This is a genomic window from Pseudomonas sp. LBUM1647 (genome assembly GCF_059716175.1).
Genome location: NZ_CP166809.1, coordinates 4,788,511 through 4,805,734, shown reverse-complemented (window position 1 = coordinate 4,805,734; position 17,224 = coordinate 4,788,511). Strand labels below are relative to the sequence as shown.

The 17,224-nt window shown below is 58.7% G+C and carries 14 protein-coding genes; 10 read left to right on the top strand and 4 right to left on the bottom strand.

Features of this window, described 5'->3' with window-relative positions; genetic code table 11:
• The first annotated feature begins 36 nt into the window (after nucleotides 1-36).
• Nucleotides 37-1,824 (top strand): ABC transporter transmembrane domain-containing protein, encoded by a 1,788-nt coding sequence (locus tag ACA059_RS22085; protein ID WP_497631005.1) that lies wholly within the window; start codon nucleotides 37-39, stop codon nucleotides 1,822-1,824.
• A gap of 129 nt (nucleotides 1,825-1,953) precedes the next feature.
• Here the strand turns inward: ACA059_RS22085 and ACA059_RS22080 are convergent, their stop codons facing one another.
• Nucleotides 1,954-3,882 carry a transglycosylase SLT domain-containing protein gene (locus tag ACA059_RS22080; protein ID WP_497631003.1) on the bottom strand — a complete coding sequence of 643 codons (1,929 nt, stop codon included), beginning with the start codon at nucleotides 3,880-3,882 and terminating at the stop codon, nucleotides 1,954-1,956.
• A 213-nt stretch (nucleotides 3,883-4,095) separates the two neighbouring features.
• On the opposite strand from ACA059_RS22080, the gene ACA059_RS22075 reads away from it, so the two are divergent.
• On the top strand, nucleotides 4,096-6,015 hold the full coding sequence (locus tag ACA059_RS22075; protein WP_497631002.1) for an ATP-binding cassette domain-containing protein: 1,920 nt from the start codon (nucleotides 4,096-4,098) through the stop codon (nucleotides 6,013-6,015).
• A 66-nt stretch (nucleotides 6,016-6,081) separates the two neighbouring features.
• On the opposite strand, the gene ACA059_RS22070 is transcribed toward ACA059_RS22075, so the two are convergent.
• Nucleotides 6,082-6,519, bottom strand: coding sequence for a universal stress protein (locus ACA059_RS22070; protein ID WP_008151425.1), 438 nt, complete (start codon nucleotides 6,517-6,519; stop codon nucleotides 6,082-6,084).
• A 104-nt stretch (nucleotides 6,520-6,623) separates the two neighbouring features.
• On the opposite strand from ACA059_RS22070, the gene ACA059_RS22065 reads away from it, so the two are divergent.
• The 7 genes from ACA059_RS22065 to ACA059_RS22035 all read left to right on the top strand — a co-directional run bounded on the left by ACA059_RS22065 (nucleotide 6,624) and on the right by ACA059_RS22035 (nucleotide 15,077).
• Complete coding sequence (locus tag ACA059_RS22065; protein WP_497631000.1) at nucleotides 6,624-7,061, top strand: hypothetical protein; 438 nt, start codon at nucleotides 6,624-6,626, stop codon at nucleotides 7,059-7,061.
• Between the two features lie 540 nt (nucleotides 7,062-7,601).
• Nucleotides 7,602-9,749 (top strand): fatty acid oxidation complex subunit alpha FadB, encoded by a 2,148-nt coding sequence (gene fadB, locus ACA059_RS22060; protein ID WP_497630999.1) that lies wholly within the window; start codon nucleotides 7,602-7,604, stop codon nucleotides 9,747-9,749.
• Nucleotides 9,750-9,778: 29 nt separating this feature from the next.
• Nucleotides 9,779-10,954: an acetyl-CoA C-acyltransferase FadA gene (gene fadA / locus ACA059_RS22055; RefSeq protein ID WP_007944141.1), complete on the top strand. Its 1,176-nt coding sequence runs from the start codon at nucleotides 9,779-9,781 to the stop codon at nucleotides 10,952-10,954.
• Nucleotides 10,955-11,053: 99 nt separating this feature from the next.
• Nucleotides 11,054-11,290 carry a DUF1653 domain-containing protein gene (locus ACA059_RS22050; RefSeq protein WP_046047845.1) on the top strand — a complete coding sequence of 79 codons (237 nt, stop codon included), beginning with the start codon at nucleotides 11,054-11,056 and terminating at the stop codon, nucleotides 11,288-11,290.
• A 114-nt stretch (nucleotides 11,291-11,404) separates the two neighbouring features.
• A complete protein-coding gene (gene topA, locus ACA059_RS22045) occupies nucleotides 11,405-14,038 on the top strand; it encodes a type I DNA topoisomerase (protein ID WP_497630998.1) in 2,634 nt (877 codons plus the stop codon).
• A gap of 141 nt (nucleotides 14,039-14,179) precedes the next feature.
• A complete protein-coding gene (locus ACA059_RS22040; RefSeq protein WP_497630997.1) occupies nucleotides 14,180-14,704 on the top strand; it encodes a DUF6586 family protein in 525 nt (174 codons plus the stop codon).
• Nucleotides 14,705-14,843: 139 nt separating this feature from the next.
• Nucleotides 14,844-15,077, top strand: coding sequence for a hypothetical protein (locus ACA059_RS22035; protein ID WP_010456352.1), 234 nt, complete (start codon nucleotides 14,844-14,846; stop codon nucleotides 15,075-15,077).
• Between the two features lie 93 nt (nucleotides 15,078-15,170).
• Here ACA059_RS22035 and sulA read toward each other — a convergent pair whose 3' ends face one another.
• Together sulA and lexA are read right to left on the bottom strand one after the other, a co-directional pair.
• Nucleotides 15,171-15,644 carry an SOS-induced cell division inhibitor SulA gene (sulA, locus tag ACA059_RS22030; protein ID WP_497630996.1) on the bottom strand — a complete coding sequence of 158 codons (474 nt, stop codon included), beginning with the start codon at nucleotides 15,642-15,644 and terminating at the stop codon, nucleotides 15,171-15,173.
• A 10-nt stretch (nucleotides 15,645-15,654) separates the two neighbouring features.
• Nucleotides 15,655-16,263: a transcriptional repressor LexA gene (gene lexA / locus ACA059_RS22025; protein ID WP_007933171.1), complete on the bottom strand. Its 609-nt coding sequence runs from the start codon at nucleotides 16,261-16,263 to the stop codon at nucleotides 15,655-15,657.
• A 229-nt stretch (nucleotides 16,264-16,492) separates the two neighbouring features.
• Here lexA and ACA059_RS22020 point away from each other — a divergent pair, with 229 nt between their 5' ends.
• Complete coding sequence (locus ACA059_RS22020) at nucleotides 16,493-17,200, top strand: TetR/AcrR family transcriptional regulator (RefSeq protein ID WP_497630995.1); 708 nt, start codon at nucleotides 16,493-16,495, stop codon at nucleotides 17,198-17,200.
• Nucleotides 17,201-17,224 lie beyond the last annotated feature (24 nt).

Here is a 17,224-nt window from a genome sequence, read left to right as displayed (position 1 = left end):
CTTGATCGCGTCAAACCCTACTGGTTGCGCCATCGAATGATCTCCATCCTCTCTTCCCGTCAACGGCGCGCCATGCGCCTGGCCCTGCGTTTCATCGCGCCTTATCGCTGGCCGGCCGTCGGTGCCTTGCTCGCATTGATCGTCACGGCGGGCATCACCTTATCCATGGGGCAGGGGATTCGCCTGCTGGTGGATCAGGGTTTCATGACCCAGTCACCTCAGTTGCTCAACCAGTCCATCGGCTTGTTTATGTTGCTGGTGGTCGGGCTGGCGATTGGCACCTTCGCGCGTTTCTACCTGGTCTCATGGATCGGCGAACGCGTTGTCGCGGACATCCGTCGTCAGGTGTTCAATCATCTGATTTATCTGCACCCAGGATTCTACGAAGACAACCGCAGCTCCGAGATCCAGTCGCGGTTGACCGCTGACACCACGCTGCTGCAATCGGTGATCGGCTCTTCGCTGTCGCTGTTTTTGCGCAATCTGTTGATGGTGATCGGCGGGATCGTCCTGTTGTTTATCACCAACCCCAAGCTCACCAGCATCGTGGTGGTCGCGTTGCCGTTGGTGATCGCGCCGATCCTGATCTTCGGCCGTCGGGTGCGTAGCCTGTCGCGTCTGAGCCAGGACCGGATTGCCGATATCGGCAGCTATGTTTCCGAAACCCTCGGTCAGATCAAAACCGTGCAGGCCTACAACCATCAGGTCCAGGACGAGCAGCGCTTTGCCGCAACGGTGGAGGAGGCCTTCAACACCGCTCGCAAGCGGATATTCCAGCGGGCCTGGCTGATTACCCTGGTGATCGTGCTGGTGCTTGGCGCGGTCGGAGTGATGCTCTGGGTCGGCGGAATGGATGTCATCGCCGGGCGGATTTCCGCGGGCGAGCTGGCGGCGTTTGTGTTTTACAGCCTGATCGTCGGCAGCGCATTCGGCACGTTGAGCGAAGTGATCGGCGAACTGCAGCGTGCCGCCGGCGCCGCCGAGCGGATTGCCGAGTTGCTGCGCTCGGAAAACATCATCCGGCCACCGACCACTGGCCTGGTGACCTTGCCTGAACGGGTGAAGGGTGACCTGGTGTTGCAAGACGTGCGCTTTTCCTACCCGTCGCGTCCCGAAAGCTATGCGGTCGATGGTTTGAATCTGACGATCAATGCGGGTGAAACCCTCGCGTTGGTCGGGCCGTCCGGTGCCGGCAAGTCGACGGTGTATGACTTGCTGCTGCGTTTTTACGACCCGGCCGAAGGACACATCCTGCTCGATGGCGTGCCGCTGACTCAACTCGATCCGTTGGACCTGCGCCGCTGCTTCGCGCTGGTCTCGCAATCCCCTGCGCTGTTCTTTGGCAGCATCGAAGAGAACATCCGCTACGGCAACCCGGCGGCAACCCTGGCCCAGGTTCAGGAAGCGGCGAAAATCGCTTACGCCCATGACTTCATCGAACAAATGCCCAGCGGCTACCAGACCCATCTTGGCGACGGTGGCCTCGGTTTGTCTGGCGGTCAGCGCCAACGCCTGGCCATCGCCCGGGCATTGCTGGTGGACGCGCCGATTCTGCTACTGGACGAAGCCACCAGCGCTCTTGACGCCCAGAGCGAACACCTGATCCAGCAAGCCCTGCCGAGCCTGATGAAAAACCGCACCACGCTGGTCATCGCCCACCGGCTGGCCACGGTGAAAAACGCTGACCGGATCGCGGTGATGGATCAGGGGAAACTGGTAGCGGTGGGCACGCATCAGGAATTGATTGCGAGCAACGCGCTGTATGCGCGGTTGGCGGCGTTGCAGTTTAGCGATGGCAAGGCTGAACTCGGTCTTCACCTGTAGGAGCTGTCGAGTGAAACGAGGCTGCGATCTTTTGATCTTGTCTTCAACTGTGCCGAAAAAGATCAAAAGATCGCAGCCTCGTTTCACTCGACAGCTCCTACACAGCTCCTACATAACCGGCCTTACCGGTTATTGATCGTCAAAGTAGCGTTCATGCCAATCCACCAGCGGTTGCGGTGAGTTGAGCTTCTGGCCGTAGATCACCGAGTACGACAGCACGTTTTGCACGTACTGGCGGGTTTCGTCGAACGGAATGCTTTCCACCCAGACGTCAAAGCTCAGGTGGTCGGCACCGCGCAGCCACTGACGCACGCGCCCCGGGCCGGCGTTGTAGGCGGCGGAGGCGAGGACGCGGTTGCCGTTGAACTGGCTGTGGACCTGGCTCAGGTAAGCGGCGCCGAGCTGGATGTTCTTGTCCGGGTCGAGCACTTGCTGCGGCGAGGCCAGAGGGATGCTGAACTTGCGCGCGGTTTCCTTGGCGGTGCCGGGCATCAGTTGCATCAGACCGCTGGCGCCGACGCCGGAACGGGCGTCGTCCATGAAGGCACTTTCCTGGCGGGTGATGGCGAACACCCAGCTCGAATGCAGGCCACGAACCTTGGCTTCGCGCACCAGGGTTTCGCGGTGGGCCATCGGGAAACGGATGTCCAGGTCGTCCCAGTACTGCGCCTGACTGATGGTGCGGATCGCCGGGAAATACCATTTCAGGTCGTAGGCCAGTTTCGCCTGGGCGACCATTTCGTCGCGGCTGAAGTGGCGGCTGACGTGGTACCACTCGCGGCGACCATCGACGATCTGTCCGCGAGCATGAAACTCAAGCGCCCGACGCACGCCTGGGGTATTGCGAACCTTGTTGATCAGCGCCTGGCTGAGCACCAGCGGTTTGTTGTTCAGCGAGTAGGGCAACTGCGAGCGATCCGCCGCGAGGAAACCGTAAAAATCACGCTCGCGGGCGAGGCCCTTATACAGCGTCTGCGCTTCCGGGTTCTGCGGCTGCGCCAGTTCCAGACTGCGGGCCTGCCAATAGCGCCAGCGGTTGGTGGTCGCCAGGTCCTGCGGCAAACGGCGAGTCAATTGATAGGCATCGTCCCAGCGGGCCAGGCGCAGCAGCAGACGCAGGCGCCATTCGGACACGGTGTTGTCGCGCAGTTCCGGGTCGTACTTGGTCATCACGTCCAGCGCGCGAGGGTCGAAGCGGCGGGCGAGGGTCAAGCCGATTTCACGGGCGATGGCCACTTTCTCATCACGGGAGAAGTGCATGCTGCTGGCGTAACCGTCGAGCAGCTCCATGGCCTTGTCCGGGTCTTGCTTGGCCAAGCGGCGCAGGCCGAGGCTGACGATGTCAGACATCGGTTCATCGGCCGGGGTGAAGCGCGACGGCTGGTTGAGCAGCTCGGGTTTCTGCGCCACATCCACCAGCAAGCGGCCGCGAGGGGCGAGGGTGGTCAGGCCGTTGACCAGGCTGTTGGCCAGAGGATAGTTGCGTGCCTGGGCGGCAAGCTTGGTGCGTTCCCAGCGTTTCTGCTCGGTCAACTGGCCTTCGGCAGCCCATTGCCCGAACAGCGCATCGCACGCGGCGGGTTGGGATTTGCCGGTCAGCCAGAGTTTATTGGCGTTGGCGTAACCTTCGGCTTTCTGGTTATGCCCGATCTGATACTGCGCGTTCAGGCAGTCCAGTTCGGTGAAATTGAGCTTGGGGTCGTAGTACTTGACGAAGGTCACCCAGTCGCCACGTTCGGCCAGCCAGCGCAACCAGCGCAATTTCATCCAGTTGGCCTGGGGCAGGTCACCGTGCTCGGCGAGGAATTTCTCGATTTCGGCATTGCTCGCGGTTTTAAGGCGAGCGGTCAGTTCGTCATACGCCAGGTACGGCTCCAGCGGGTAATCGCTGAGGGCCTGGCTGTAACGGAAATAAGGACCGGTATCCCCCTTGGCGAGGGCACGCTTGGCTTCATCGTAATACTGGCGCTGGGTGGACAGGTCCACCGCCTGGGCGGTTTGAACGGCAGTGGCAGAAAGAAGAAAACAGGATAAAAGACTGAAAAGGCGACTGCGCATGAGACGTCCGGGCAGAGAAATCATGACAAGCGCGGGCAATGCCCGCGCTGAATTATCTGTAGCTTAGCCTTTTGCCAGCAGCGGGCGAAAGCTTTGCCGGCCTGTCAGCATCAGTTCGCAACATTTGTCATGCAGAGTGTCGCGAAGGTGAAATTGCCGGCCTTCTGAAGCCTCAAGTCAGGTAGAATGCGCGCCCGGTTTTTGGAGAAGCTCATGACCCTGCTCAAATTCAGCGATGTGTCCCTTGCTTTCGGCGCTATGCCGTTGTTGGACAAGGTGTCCTGGCAGATCGCCCGTGGTGAGCGGGTGTGCATCATCGGCCGCAATGGCACTGGCAAGTCCAGCATGATGAAGCTCGTCAAGGGCGACCAGAAGCCTGATGAAGGCTCCGTTTGGCGCGCACCTGGCCTCAAGATTGGCGAATTGCCGCAAGAATTGCCGGTAGCCGACGAGCGGACCGTGTTCGACGTGGTGGCCGAAGGCCTGGACGGTGTCGGCGAGCTGCTCGCGCAGTATCACCACCTCAGCCAGAACATCGTCACCGACGCCGACCTGGACAAACTGATGCACGTCCAGCACGACCTCGAAGCCCGTGACGGCTGGCGTTTGCAGCAATTGGTCGACAGCACGTTGAGCCGTCTGCAGTTGCCGGCCGACAAGACCCTCGCCGAATTGTCCGGCGGCTGGCGTCGTCGCGTCCTGTTGGCTCAGGCTCTGGTTTCCGAACCCGATCTGCTGCTGCTCGACGAACCGACCAACCACCTGGACATCGGTGCCATTGCCTGGCTCGAAGAAGCGCTGAAGGATTTCCAGGGCGCCGTGCTGTTCATCACGCACGACCGTTCATTCCTGCAGAACCTCGCGACCCGCATTCTCGAACTGGATCGCGGTGGCCTGATCGACTGGAACGGCGACTACGCCAGCTTCCTCGTTCACAAAGAAGCCTCGCTGGCCGCTGAAGACACCGCCAACGCGCTGTTCGACAAAAAACTGGCCCAGGAAGAAGTCTGGATCCGCCAGGGCATCAAGGCTCGTCGCACCCGTAACGAAGGCCGCGTCCGTGCCCTGAAAGCCCTGCGCAAAGAGCGTAGCGAGCGTCGTGAGCGCACAGGCAAAGCCAACATTCAGCTGGATACTGCTGACAAGTCCGGCAAGCAGGTGATGGTCCTCGACAACGTGAGCTTCGCTCACCCGGGCGGCCCGTTCCTGATCAAGGATTTCTCGATGGTCCTGACGCGCGGCGACCGTATCGGTCTGCTGGGCGCCAACGGTACCGGCAAGACCACACTGCTGAAGCTGATGCTCAGCGGTCTGCAGCCAACCAGCGGCACGGTGGAAGAGGGGACGCGCATCGACGTGGCCTACTTCGACCAGTTGCGCCATCAGTTGGACCTGGAAAAGACCGTAATCGACAACGTCGCAGAAGGTCGCGACTTCATCGATATCGATGGTCAGAGCCGTCACGTGCTGAGCTACCTCGGCGATTTCCTGTTCAGCCCGCAGCGTGCCCGCACGCCGGTGAAGGCGCTGTCCGGTGGTGAGCGTGCACGTCTGTTGCTGGCGAAACTGTTCAGCAAACCAGCGAACCTGCTGGTCCTCGACGAACCGACCAACGACCTCGACGTCGAAACCCTCGAGCTGCTGGAAGAGGTCTTGCTGACCTTCAACGGCACCGTGCTGATGGTCAGCCACGACCGGGCATTCCTCGACAACGTGGTCACCAGCACCCTGGTCTTCGAAGGTGAAGGCAAGGTTCGCGAATACGTCGGTGGTTATCAGGACTGGCTGCGTCAGGGCGGCTCGCCGCGCCTGCTGGGCGTGACCGAGAGCAAGTCCGGCAAGGCCGACCTGACCTCCGCTGTCGTGACGGCCGAAGCTGCGCCAGTCGCTGCTGTCGTCGAAGCGCCGGTGGCGAAGAAGAAGCTCAGCTACAAGTTGCAGCGTGAGCTGGAAATGTTGCCGGGTCAGATCGAAGCCATGGAGCAGCAGATCGCTACCGTTGAGGCGCAAATGGCCGATGCCGGTTTCTATCAGCGTCCTGCTGCCGAGACCGCTGCAGTGATCGCTCAGTTGGAGCAGTTGCAGGCTGAGCACGACGTGATGGTCGAGCGCTGGGCCGAGCTGGATGCCTGATTGATCCTGCTATAAAAAAGCCCGGCGTTCAGTGATGAGCGCCGGGCTTTTTGTAGGCGCTGTGGTTTAGCTTTTGATCAGGCGCACCGCGAGCACATCACAGGGCGCACCGTGCAGCACGTCATTGGCGGTCGAACCCAGCAGCAATGCCAGGCCGTGTCGGCCATGGCTGCCCACCACGATCAGGTCGCAGGTTTGTTCCTTGGCCAGGTGGTGAATCTCCTGGCGTGGCTGGCCGTAGGTCAGGTGGCTGTATTCTTTGGAGAGTTCCGGATACTTCACGATCAGTCGGTCCAGGCGTTCCTTGGCCTGATCGAACTGCTGTTGTTGCAGTTGTGACAGGTCCATGGGCACGTCGCCGCCAAAGGCCATCGCCATTGGCTCGACAATGTGCACCAGGGACAATTTCGCCCCGTTGCTCACCGACAGTTCGCGAGCGCGGTGGATTACAGGATCGCACTCTTCGGTTAGATCTACAGCGACCAGAATGTGGTTGTAGGGCATGAGGTGCTCCTCCTGAGGATTGCAATATTGGTAAGTATGGCTGGTTTCAAGCGCATTGTTTTCAAAGTGACTCAATGCGCTCATCAAGAATCGGGAGTAGAGATATGACGGTCTGGATAGTGGTGTCAATCATGTTGGTGGTACTAAGTCCGCTGGCATGGTTGCGGCCGTCGCGCCACCAGAGCGGCCGCATGGCCCTGCGCATGGAGGCGCGACGCATCGGATTGGCGATGCAACTGGCGCCTCAGGACTGGCCGCACTGGCTGAGCCAGGAGCCACCGAGCCCTTGCGCCCAGTACCATCGACCGCGGCGTGGCAATCGGCCGGCGTGCTGGAGCTACTGGCAAAAAGCGCCGGGTGTGTGGGTCAATCAGTGGCAGGAGGACTGCGAGGAACCGGCGTTGCTGATTCATTTCGAAAAGTTGCCAGACAACGTTTACAAGGTCGAAGCAGACAAGCAGATGATCACGTTGTATTGGGGCGAGAAGGGCGAAGCGACGGTTTTGCAGGATATTGATGCGGTGCTGAAAGCGCTGGCATAAATTGCGGAAATTTCGCGCCGCAATGGCGCGAAACGTCCGGCAGACAGGCAATAAAAAGCCCGACATCATCATCGGGCTGGAGTTGGCCAGGCAGGCCGGTAATTCTGTGTGGCGCTGATCTTACGCTGGGCATTCGCCAAAAGCGTTCATGTTTTTTCCTCAAGGTCCCGCCAGCGTAGCTTGTTAAACATAGGCTGCAGCGATTTAGGGCGACTTTTCTAATTATTGATCCTATGAATGGCCTCACATGCAGCCGCGTGTTGCAGGGCTTCGTATTACGGAAATGACCGGAAAGTCGCGTTTCAACCCGTATTTTGGGCGATTGACAATTGTCGGAAATTCCGTGAAGGTGACGTACCCAAATCAAACGGGCGTATGAATTGAGCGTTTGTATTACAAACCGCTCCTACAGAATCCCGACTATCGCGTTGGCGGGTGTGCCGGGTGGATGGGCGTAGCATTGACGTTAAACGTCCTTGCCGAGCCATTCGCCTGCGTCCGACGTGTACTGTTCAGCTTCCATATCGTGGAGATCAGTTGATGATTTACGAAGGTAAAGCCATCACGGTTAAGGCTCTTGAAAGTGGCATCGTCGAATTGAAATTCGACCTCAAGGGTGAGTCCGTCAACAAGTTCAACCGTCTAACCCTGAACGAACTGCGTCAGGCCGTAGACACCATCAAGGCAGATGCTTCGATCAAGGGTGTGATCGTCAGCAGTGGCAAGGACGTGTTCATCGTCGGCGCCGACATCACCGAATTTGTCGAAAACTTCAAGCTGCCTGATGCAGAGCTTGTTGCTGGCAACCTGGAAGCCAACAAGATTTTCAGCGATTTCGAAGACCTCAACGTCCCGACTGTTGCCGCGATCAACGGCATCGCCCTGGGTGGCGGTCTGGAAATGTGCCTGGCGGCGGACTACCGCGTCATGTCCACCAAGGCCAAGATCGGTCTGCCGGAAGTCAAGCTGGGCATCTACCCGGGCTTCGGCGGTACCGTGCGCCTGCCGCGCATCATCGGTGCCGACAACGCCATCGAATGGATTGCCGCCGGCAAGGAAAACCGTCCTGACGACGCGCTGAAAGTTGGCGCAGTCGACGCAGTGGTTGCTCCCGAGAAGCTGCAGGAAGCGGCCCTGGAGCTGATCAAACGCGCCATCTCCGGCGAGTTCGACTACAAGGCCAAGCGTCAGCCGAAGCTCGAAAAGCTCAAGCTCAACGCCATCGAACAAATGATGTCGTTCGAAACCGCCAAGGGTTTCGTGGCCGGTCAAGCGGGCCCGAACTACCCGGCACCGGTCGAAGCGATCAAAACTATCCAGAAAGCCGCGAACTTCGGTCGCGACAAGGCGCTGGAAGTCGAAGCCAACGGTTTCGTCAAACTGGCCAAGACCTCTGCCGCGCAGAGCTTGATCGGTCTGTTCCTGAACGATCAGGAACTGAAGAAAAAGGCCAAGGCCTACGACGAAATCGCCAAAGACGTGAAGCAGGCTGCCGTATTGGGTGCCGGCATCATGGGTGGCGGTATCGCTTATCAGTCGGCCTCCAAAGGTACGCCGATCCTGATGAAAGACATCAACGAGCACGGCATCGAGCAAGGTCTGGCTGAAGCTGCCAAGTTGCTGGTGGGCCGCGTTGATAAAGGTCGCATGACCCCGGCGAAAATGGCCGAAGTGCTCAATGGCATTCGTCCGACCCTGTCCTACGGTGATTTCGGTCACGTCGACCTGGTCGTCGAAGCCGTTGTCGAGAACCCCAAGGTCAAGCAAGCCGTTCTGGCCGAAGTCGAAGATAAGGTCAAAGAGGACACCATCCTCGCGTCCAACACCTCGACCATTTCCATCACCTTGCTGGCCAAAGCCCTCAAGCGTCCGGAAAACTTCGTCGGCATGCACTTCTTCAACCCGGTGCACATGATGCCGCTGGTAGAAGTGATCCGTGGCGAGAAGTCCAGCGAGGTGGCAGTTGCCACCACTGTTGCCTACGCCAAGAAAATGGGCAAGAACCCGATCGTCGTCAACGACTGCCCGGGCTTCCTGGTCAACCGCGTGTTGTTCCCGTACTTCGGCGGTTTCGCCAAACTGGTCAGCGCCGGTGTGGACTTTGTCCGTATCGACAAGATCATGGAAAAATTCGGCTGGCCAATGGGCCCGGCGTACCTGATGGACGTAGTCGGCATCGACACCGGTCACCACGGTCGTGACGTGATGGCTGAAGGCTTCCCGGACCGCATGAAAGACGACCGTCGTTCGGCCATCGACGTGCTGTACGAAGCCAAGCGCCTGGGCCAGAAGAACGGCAAGGGCTTCTACGCCTACGAGACCGACAAGCGCGGCAAGCAGAAGAAAGTCGCCGATCCGTCGGTACTGGAAGTGCTCAAGCCGATCGTCTTCGAACAGCGTGAAGTCACCGACGAAGACATCATCAACTGGATGATGATCCCGCTGTGCCTGGAAACCGTGCGTTGCCTGGAAGACGGCATTGTCGAAACCGCTGCCGAAGCCGACATGGGTCTGGTCTACGGTATTGGTTTCCCTCCATTCCGTGGCGGTGCGCTGCGCTACATCGATTCGATCGGTGTTGCAGAGTTCGTTGCCCTGGCTGACCAGTACGCTGATTTGGGCGCGCTGTACCACCCGACCGCAAAACTGCGTGAAATGGCCAAAACCGGCCAGCGGTTCTTCGGTTAAGCGCCCCCAACTAGAGTGAGAGTGAATATATGAGCTTGAATCCTAGAGACGTCGTGATTGTCGACTTCGGTCGTACTCCGATGGGCCGCTCCAAGGGCGGCATGCACCGCAACACCCGCGCCGAAGACATGTCGGCGCACCTGATCAGCAAATTGCTGGAGCGCAACGTCAAGGTCGACCCGAACGAAGTCGAAGACGTGATCTGGGGCTGTGTAAACCAGACCCTGGAACAGGGCTGGAACATCGCCCGCATGGCGTCCCTGATGACCCAGATCCCGCATACTGCTGCCGGCCAGACCGTCAGCCGTCTGTGTGGTTCGTCGATGAGCGCTCTGCACACTGCTGCGCAAGCGATCATGACCGGCAACGGTGACGTGTTCGTGGTTGGCGGCGTCGAGCATATGGGTCACGTCAGCATGATGCACGGTGTCGATCCGAACCCGCACATGTCCCTGTACGCGGCGAAAGCCTCGGGCATGATGGGTTTGACCGCTGAAATGCTGGGTAAAATGCACGGCATTACTCGCGAACAACAGGACGCTTTCGGCGTGCGCTCCCACCAGCTTGCTCATAAAGCGACGCTGGAAGGCAAGTTCAAAGACGAAATCATCCCGATGCAGGGCTACGACGAGAACGGTTTCCTGAAACTGTTCGACTACGACGAAACCATTCGTCCGGAAACTACCCTGGAAAGCCTGGCGGCTCTGAAGCCAGCGTTCAACCCTAAGGGCGGCACCGTGACAGCCGGTACTTCGTCGCAAATCACCGATGGTGCTTCGTGCATGATCGTGATGTCGGCGCAGCGTGCGCAGGACTTGGGCATCCAGCCTATGGCGGTGATTCGTTCGATGGCGGTGGCAGGTGTGGACCCGGCAATCATGGGCTATGGTCCAGTACCGGCTACACAAAAAGCACTGAAACGCGCGGGTCTTGGCATTAACGATATCGACTTCTTCGAGCTCAACGAAGCTTTCGCCGCACAGGCCCTGCCAGTGCTGAAAGATTTGAAAGTGCTCGACAAGATGAACGAGAAGGTTAACCTGCACGGCGGCGCCATCGCCCTGGGTCACCCATTTGGTTGCTCCGGTGCGCGTATCTCCGGCACTCTGCTGAACGTGATGAAGCAAAATGGCGGCACCTTCGGGGTAGCCACCATGTGCATTGGTCTCGGCCAAGGCATCTCCACCGTCTTCGAACGCGTTTAAGCGTTCCGTTGACGGAAGCCGGGGCCAAGTGCCCCGGTTTTTGTTTTTCTGAATTTATTTTTGTTTTTATTTTGAAAAGATTTGAGCGAGGGCCAAACCATGCCGATACAACCTGGGCTCTACCAACATTACAAAGGTCCGCAGTACCGTGTATTCAGTATTGCGCGGCATTCGGAAACCGAAGAAGAAGTGGTCTTTTACCAAGCCCTGTATGGCGATTACGGCTTTTGGGTGCGTCCCTTGAGCATGTTCCTGGAGTCGGTCGAGGTTGACGGTGAACAGGTGCCACGCTTTGCTTTGGTGCAAGCCGAACCGAGCCTTTTTTCCAAGCCATAAGCTGAGTGCGCGCAAGAGCCTGCGCTTGACCTCACCTTGTAGCCACTATATATAGCGGTGCCGCGTCAGGCGCCAACCGCCTTTCACTTCTAGAATTCAGGAATTTTCTGATCCATGGGCAAATCGCTGGTCATTGTGGAATCCCCGGCTAAGGCCAAGACCATCAACAAGTATCTGGGTAACCAATACGTGGTGAAGTCGAGTATCGGCCATATCCGAGACCTGCCCACCAGCGGTTCGGCTAGCGCCAGCAAAGAGCCAGCCGCCAAGCGCGGCAAGGCCGCTGCGGGTGAAGGTCCGGTGCTCACGCCGAAAGAAAAAGCGCGCAAGCAGCTGGTCTCGCGCATGGGTGTCGATCCCGATCATGGCTGGAAAGCCAAGTACGAGATCCTCCCGGGCAAAGAAAAGGTCATCGAAGAGCTGCGCCGGCTCGCCAAGGATGCTGACACCATCTATCTCGCAACCGACTTGGATCGCGAGGGGGAAGCCATTGCCTGGCACCTGCGCGAAGCCATCGGCGGTGATGACAGCCGCTACAAGCGTGTGGTGTTCAACGAAATCACCAAGAAGGCGATTCAGGAAGCCTTCTCCAAGCCGGGCGAGCTGGACATCGACCGTGTAAACGCCCAGCAGGCGCGTCGTTTCCTCGACCGCGTGGTGGGTTACATGGTTTCGCCACTGCTGTGGGCCAAGGTCGCCCGTGGCCTGTCCGCCGGTCGCGTGCAATCGGTTGCCGTGAAGCTAGTCGTTGAGCGTGAGCGTGAAATCCGCGCGTTCAACCCGGAAGAGTACTGGGAAGTTCACGCCGACCTCGGCACCGCCAAAGGCGCAACTGTGCGCTTTGACGTGGCTCGCGAGAAAGGCGAAGCCTTCAAGCCGCTCAACGAAGCTCAGGCCATGGCCGCGCTGGAGAAGCTCAAGGCTTCCAGCTACAGCATCGTCAAACGCGAAGACAAACCGACCAGCAGCAAGCCGTCGGCACCTTTCATCACGTCCACTCTGCAACAGGCTGCTAGTAATCGCCTGGGCTTCGGCGTGAAGAAAACCATGATGATGGCCCAGCGTCTGTACGAAGCCGGCTACATCACTTACATGCGTACCGACTCCACCAACCTCTCGGTCGATGCCGTGACGATGGCGCGTACTTATATTGAAGGCGAGTTCGGCAAGAAGTACTTGCCGGAAAACCCGAACGTCTACAGCAGCAAGGAAGGCGCACAAGAGGCTCACGAAGCGATTCGTCCGTCTGATGCCAATACCGAGCCAAGCAAGCTGTCGGGCATGGAGCGTGATGCTGAGCGGCTCTACGAGCTGATCTGGCGCCAGTTCCTCGCTTGCCAGATGCTGCCGGCCCAATACCTGTCGACCACTGTCACCGTCGGTGCCGGTGACTTCGATTTGCGTGCCAAGGGCCGCATCCTGAAGTTCGACGGTTATACCCGCGTCATGCCGCAAATTGCCAAGCCTGGCGATGACGACGTGCTGCCGGACATGGCTCAGGGCGATGCGATGAAGCTGATCAAGCTTGATCCGACCCAGCACTTCACCAAGCCGCCGGCGCGTTACTCGGAAGCGAGCCTGGTTAAAGAAATGGAAAAACGCGGCATCGGTCGTCCTTCGACCTACGCGGCGATCATTTCGACCATCCAGGATCGTGGCTACGTAGCGCTGCACAACCGTCGTTTCTATTCAGAAAAGATGGGCGACATCGTTACCGAACGTCTGGCCGAGAGCTTCTCCAATCTCATGGACTACGGCTTCACCGCCGGCATGGAAGAGAACCTCGATGACGTGGCCCAAGGCGAGCGCGACTGGAAGAACGTACTCGACGAGTTCTACGGCGACTTCAAGAAGAAACTCGAAGTAGCCGAAAGCGCCGAAGGCGGCATGCGCGCCAACCAACCGGTGATGACTGACATTCCGTGCGTGTTGTGCGGTCGTCCGATGCAGATTCGTACCGCATCGACTGGAGTGTTCCTTGGTTGCTCGGGCTACAGCCTGCCGCCGAAAGAGCGCTGCAAGGCCACGGTTAACCTGGTGCCGGGCGACGAAATCGCGGCGGACGACGAGGGTGAATCGGAATCGCTGGTGCTGCGTGGCAAGCATCGCTGCCCGATTTGCAGCACGGCGATGGACGCATACCTGCTCGACGAGAAGCGCAAGTTGCACATCTGCGGTAATAACCCGGATTGCGACGGCTACGAAATCGAAGAAGGCAGCTACCGCATCAAAGGCTACGAAGGTCCGAGCCTGGAATGCGACAAGTGCGGCAGCGAGATGCAGCTGAAGACCGGCCGTTTCGGCAAGTTCTTCGGCTGCACCAATGCGACGTGCAAGAACACCCGAAAACTGTTGAAAAGCGGTGATGCAGCACCGCCGAAGATGGATCCGGTGAAGATGCCTGAACTGAAATGCGAAAAGGTCAACGACACCTACATCCTGCGCGACGGTGCTTCCGGCCTGTTCCTGGCGGCCAGTCAATTCCCGAAAAACCGCGAGACGCGTGCTCCGCTGGTCATGGAAATTGTGCCGCACAAGGATGAGATCGATCCGAAGTACCACTTCCTCTGCGAAGCACCGAAGAAAGATCCGGACGGCCTGCCTGCTGTGATCCGTTACAGCCGTAAAACCAAAGAGCAGTACGTACAGACTGAAGTCGACGGTAAGCCGACTGGCTGGAAGGCGTACTACGACGGCGGCAAGTGGACGGTTGAAGACAAGCGCCCGGCGAAGACCGCTAAGGCTTAACAGGTGCTGTACTGAAAAGGCCGCATGACAACCCTCCGGTTTTCATGCGGCCTTTTTGTTTTGTGCTTGCGGTGAACTCGGGTGATCCCCGACACTGTCTGACCTGCGTGAAGCAATTATTTCGTTGTGGAGGCTGCCGTCATGGCCCACGAACTCTATACCCGTACCAACCAGAAGATTTACTTCGCCGGCCTGTCGCTGGAAGCGCTCGCCAGAGCCGAAGAGGGGCGGGCGATGAACTCCCTGGCGTTGATCCAGGCCGGACGCGAGTCGGCCTTGTTTCACCTGTACGGCGCGTTGCTGGGACTGTGCCATGAAATCGCCGGTTTCTATCGCTTGCCTCAGGCCAATGCGCCCCGGGCCGAGTTGCTGCTGACTCGCGAAGTGCTTGAAGCCATCGCGATTCCGGAAATGGCCGAGATGGTCGAGTTGGCCAATAATCCGGAAACCTGGCTGGCCAAACTGCTGGCAGCCCATGCTGCACTGTTTCAGCCGCCACGGGCGCCGCACAAGCCTAAGGGTGACGTGACGCAGCCGCTGATCCTGGCCGTTAACCTGGATGAAGAAGAGGCTCCACAAGAGCTGGGCCGGGAAGAGCTGGAGAGCTGGCGTCAGAACCTGAAAGGGTTGGCGATTCGGTTTCGCGAAGGTTTGAACGAGTGTTGAGGGAAGGATGACCCGATGGGTTGTCCGCTCAGGGATGAGTGCTAGCAGATATGTCTTCGCAATGACATCTGGTCAAGTTACCGAGCGAAGCCTGGCCGATGCCTATATAATCCTCGCCTTTCGTGGAGAACAGACCTTTATGCCAACGTCCTTTCTAGAAATTGTAGAGTTACCAGACGGCCGAATTGAGCTGCGCAGGGCCGAGGACGAAGGTTCTCTGGTTACTTTGGATTTCTCCGAGGATGCCAAGGCTTTCCTGCAAGGCCAGCACGTGGAAGTCGCCAAGGCGATGTTGAGCGTCGGCGTTCAGATGGCGGGTCGCTTGGTTGAAGGCGAATTCAATACGGATGAGAGTTCGCGAGTTCTCCATTGATCCCGCTCGTCGCATTTTGCTGATACCGATACAGATCGGCTTCTCTATCCTTTGAGAAGCCTCGCGCTATTCATGGCGCGCATTGTTTACACGTTAACCCAATCGAATATTCAGGCTCTGCGCATCCCCGGTACGGGCTGCGCTGATCAACTGTTGCCGTGAATTTGTGCTCAGAGGGTTGAGCCAACTGACCACCGTGTGGCTGCGGCCCAGGCGCAAGGCCTCGCAGGTCAACTGCTGAGCGCTCTGAGTGCCGCGCGGTTGCAGCAGCAGGATGCGTTCGCGGTTAAGTCCGGCGTCCCGCAACCAGGCTTGGGTCAGGCTGGCAGGCGGAGCGATCAGCGTCAGCCAGCGCGCGTCCTGGTCCTGACTCAGCTCCCTGAGAATCGGCGCAAGAAGGTTCAGGCAGTTCCCGGCTGCACCACGCAGCGACAGCTCACTAAAGACTTCGGGCTCGGCGCTCCAGGGTGACTCGACCACATCTTTCAGGATCGGCGCCAATGGCTGCACCATGAAAGCCTCGAACAACGGCAGTTGGGCTTGCTGTGGTGTGTGTGGGAACTGCATAAAGCCTCCTTTAGCGGCGAATGACGCCGACACTTAAGCCTTCGATCACCAGTTCCTGATCTTTCAGGTTCACTTCGATAGGGGCGAATTCAGGGTTTTCGGCAATCAACCAGACCTTGCTACCATCGCGCTTGAAACGCTTGACGGTCACTTCGTCGCCGATCCGAGCGACTACGATCTGGCCGTTGCGGGCTTCGCGGGTGGTGTGCACTGCCAGCAGGTCACCGTCGAAAATGCCCACGTCCTTCATGCTCATGCCATGAACCCGAAGTAGATAGTCGGCGCGAGGATGGAAGAACGACGGGTTGATGTTGCAAGACTCTTCGATGTGCTGCTGGGCGAGGATCGGAGCGCCGGCAGCCACTCGGCCAATGATCGGCAGGGTGGACTCGTCGGCCTTGGCTTCGAAGCCGGGGATGCGAATACCACGGGAAGCACCGGGCGTCATCTCGATCGCACCCTTGCGGGCCAGCGCCTTAAGGTGTTCTTCCGCCGCATTGGGTGACTTGAAACCCAGTTCCTGAGCGATTTCCGCACGGGTTGGCGGGTAGCCGTTGTCTTCGAGGCAACGTTTGATGAAGGCCAGAATCTCTGCTTGGCGTGGCGTCAGCTTTAGCATATTGATCGCTCTGTCTTTTTATACAGTGACTGGGATTATATACAGTAAAACGGTCTTGGCAATGCCCCTTTTTTTGCCGACCGCCAGACGGTCGATCAGCCTGCTGATTCACGCTTGAGAGTTGTATGGTTAAATAGCTGACCGACCATTCCCAAAACGAACGGCTAGGCTTGACAAGACACAGGCTGAAACGTATGTTTCAAACAAGTGTTTGTCAGGCGGAGTAGCCATGGCCCAGTCGGAAACCGTTGAACGCATTCTTGATGCTGCCGAGCAATTGTTCGCGGAAAAAGGTTTCGCTGAAACCTCGTTGCGTCTGATCACCAGCAAGGCCGGTGTCAATCTGGCGGCGGTGAACTATCACTTCGGTTCGAAGAAGGCGCTGATCCAGGCAGTTTTCTCGCGCTTTCTCGGGCCGTTCTGCTTAAGCCTTGATAAAGAGCTGGAGCGGCGTCAGGCCAAGCCGGAGAACAGGCCGACGCTTGAAGAGCTGCTGGAAATCCTCGTCGAGCAAGCCCTGGTGGTGCAACCACGCAGTGGCAACGATCTGTCGATTTTCATGCGTTTGCTGGGTCTGGCTTTCAGTCAGAGCCAAGGGCACTTGCGGCGTTATCTGGAAGACATGTACGGCAAGGTGTTCCGCCGCTACATGATGTTGGTCAACGAAGCTGCGCCGCGTATTCCGCCGATTGAGCTGTTCTGGCGTGTGCACTTCATGCTCGGCGCCGCCGCGTTCAGCATGTCCGGTATCAAGGCCCTGCGTGCAATTGCCGAGACCGACTTCGGCGTCAACACGTCCATTGAGCAAGTAATGCGTCTGATGGTGCCGTTCCTGGCAGCGGGCATGCGCGCCGAAACCGGTGTGACCGACGCGGCCATGGCCACTGCGCAGTTGCGTCCGCGCAGCAAATCAACCCCGCTTGCCGCCAAGGTTTAACCGCACACGGGTGGGCGCGGCAGC